Source organism: Flavobacterium sp. (assembly GCF_043722275.1).
Lineage (GTDB): Bacteria > Bacteroidota > Bacteroidia > Flavobacteriales > Flavobacteriaceae > Flavobacterium.
Genome location: NZ_JAYSPC010000156.1, coordinates 1 through 2,790 on the forward strand (window position 1 = coordinate 1; position 2,790 = coordinate 2,790).

The following is a 2,790-nucleotide window of genomic DNA, read 5'->3' on the forward strand; positions in this document are numbered from 1 at the left end:
CCACAACGGCAATTGCAATTCCTTTGTGATGAAAAATATTGTAAGTGATTGCTCCAATTCTGGCATTAACTAAATACACAACCATACTTAAATCTGGAGAAAAGAATAATAAAAGCCATAGCCATGTTGAAATATTCAGATTATGACACATCAACAGGTAAATCCCTATCGCTGTCATTCCTATTTCTTCCAATTTTAGTATATTTTTCATTTGTTATTTTTTTATGCTGTATAAATACTGTTCTTTAGTGTTTCTCTTTATTGGGTAAACTATAAATCACTTTACCTATAGAGTCGAGAAAATTTATTTTTGCTTCTCCGGTAGAATCAACAATAAGCTGAATCCTTGTCTTGCCTTTTTTATCTGCTAAGTTTATTAATGCAGATTTGGCTGCGTCTTTACCAATAAAAACCCGATGGGCGAAGGCAGGGTCACTATTAGCAGGTTCCAGTAGTTGCTTGAGTTTAGCATCTCTATCGGGGCCGTTTGGTAATTTTTCTGTTTCCTTGTATGTGCGACGAAACTCGGGGTAAGGTGGACTGTTATGCCAATCATCTACATATAAACCTGTTTTCCTGTCGCCGTTATCATCAAGATATTGTAAATACAGAACCTGGTTTTGATTGTATTGGTCAAATGAAAAATGCCCTGATGCAAAATATTTTCCACTACTATCTTTTCTTCCTGAAAATACAAGCCCCCCACATTCAGTGGCTTCGTCATCATAAAATATTAAACCACCACGATTGCCTCCCGGAATTCCAAAAGGTTTTCCGTGATTTAAATTTGCAGGTGATTTTTCTACATTGGAAAGAACTAATCTGGGTAGTCCATTGGGTTCAACAATATTTATCCGCTTTGCGGTTAGTTCCTCTACTGTTAAGTTTTCTGTCTTTCTATCCATTTTTAAAATTAATGACAAGGCAGTAATCAGTAAAATAGAAGAGACGATTGCATAAACGGTTAAGTAACGTATTTGCTTTTGAATTTTGTCCGGGTTGCTTGTCATAATGTATTATGGGTTTTAATTAAATATCGATCTAAAATAGCCAGACTACGCTTTAGCATAGAAACTAACTTACACTCCCCCCTGAAAGTATTTTATTGGTTTATTTCTTTTTCCAATAAGGATGAATCAATTTATGTTTACTCAATTGTAGTAGAACAATAGAAGCCAATACGCAAAATATTAATGCTTGTATTGTTCCCTCGGGTCCAAATTCCCCACCAGTAATGAATGAGTTTCCCGTTAATTTTGTAGTAAGCAAACTTGATGTTTTTTCGTTACCTGAAGTAATTGCACCAAAAATTCCTGATTGCATAAAGTTCCATGCAAAATGTATAGCAATCGGGAACCAAAGGTTCCTGGTATAAATATAAGCAGCACCAAATAATAATCCGGCTTCAATACCAACACACAACCCGGATATTAGGGTACTATTGTTATTTAATAAATGTAAAGCTCCAAAAATGATTGCTGAAATTAATAAAGAAATATAGCTACCAAGTTTTTCTTCTATAATTCTGAAAATAATTCCACGAATTAAAATTTCTTCAAAAACTGCAACCGTAAAAGCTATTGTGAATGGAATAATCACATTGGAAATAGGGTTAACAGAAACTATTTCAAAACCTCCATTTAATACAATCACCAACATTGTCAGGGATTGTAATACTACACCTATCATTGTTCCACCTAGGAGATATTTAGCTATACCCCTACTTGAAAATTCTTTGATCTCCCTTTTTTCATATTTCCTAAAAAAGTAGATATAGGTGCTTATTACTGCTGAAGACGCAATGATACCTTTTATAAGGTTTCTATAATCTTTATTTAGTGAAGTTAAGTCCAGCATTTTTGCTGCTAGTTGTTGTGCGATTATAAATGAAATAAAACACACTATAAGTCCAATTATAATTCTTGTTAACGGGAAATTTATAAACTTCTGTTTGGTTGTAATCGTTTCCATGATTTATTTATTATCAGTTAGAATATTAATATTTTAATTGTTCGAATGATGTATTTCAAAATGCTACAAAATATGATCGATTGTGATCATATCGTCTTCTTCTTCACCTGAAAGAAATATGAGCACTGAAAAAAAGTAGTCCATAAAGTCAAATATTTTATTCATCTTAATAATTTATTTATTTGTGTAAATATGTGTTGGTTATTTGATCTATAACAAAGGATATAACAAATTCAAAACAAAGCTGCTTCATTGCAATTCTCTAAGTTTCATTTTAATTGCTTTAGATATGGCATTCTTATTAACCATCACAGAAATTGTTTTTAAAAGTAGATACTCCTTTGACATATACAGATACCCACCGCAATCATTGTTGTCAGTTGAGTTTTTGATAATATAGAATTTGTCACCTTTCTCATTTTCTGCCATACCGATAATATGCATATTGTGTATATCTTCTGTAGTACGATTGTCGAAAGCGGTCTGCCTGATCTGTTGTGTAATAATTTTATTATCACTCATAACGGCAAATCCATCTTTGTATCCTTCGTATATATCCCCATCCCAGCAAACCGAATAATTATGCATCAGGGCATTGTCGATAACGGCGCTGAAGTCGTTTAGCGGTAGATTGAGATAATAATTATTAGCCCAGTTTGCTTCAATCTCCAGCGCAAATTTTGTATAAAAAGGATGATGGCTGAATGAAGTAATTTCTACATAGTCATCGGGGTTGATACCGATCATTTCATTTGCAAATGACTTCGTGGTAAATTGCTTTCCGGCATATTGAAATGTATCAGGCGCTTTTCCCATGGT

At 33.4% G+C, this 2,790-nt stretch carries 4 protein-coding genes; all 4 read right to left on the reverse strand.

The window, feature by feature from the left end; all coding sequences use genetic code 11:
• The coding region (locus ACHZDT_RS19880) for a DUF4260 family protein (protein ID WP_394776444.1) at positions 1-211 on the reverse strand (211 nt) is incomplete at its 3' end.
• 34 nt (positions 212-245) lie between these two features.
• Positions 246-1,010: a hypothetical protein gene (locus tag ACHZDT_RS19885; protein WP_394776445.1), complete on the reverse strand. Its 765-nt coding sequence runs from the start codon at positions 1,008-1,010 to the stop codon at positions 246-248.
• Positions 1,011-1,110: 100 nt separating this feature from the next.
• Positions 1,111-1,971 (reverse strand): CPBP family intramembrane glutamic endopeptidase, encoded by an 861-nt coding sequence (locus tag ACHZDT_RS19890; RefSeq protein WP_394776446.1) that lies wholly within the window; start codon positions 1,969-1,971, stop codon positions 1,111-1,113.
• A 249-nt stretch (positions 1,972-2,220) separates the two neighbouring features.
• A partial coding sequence (locus tag ACHZDT_RS19895; RefSeq protein ID WP_394776447.1) for a C1 family peptidase occupies positions 2,221-2,790 on the reverse strand: 570 nt, incomplete at its 5' end.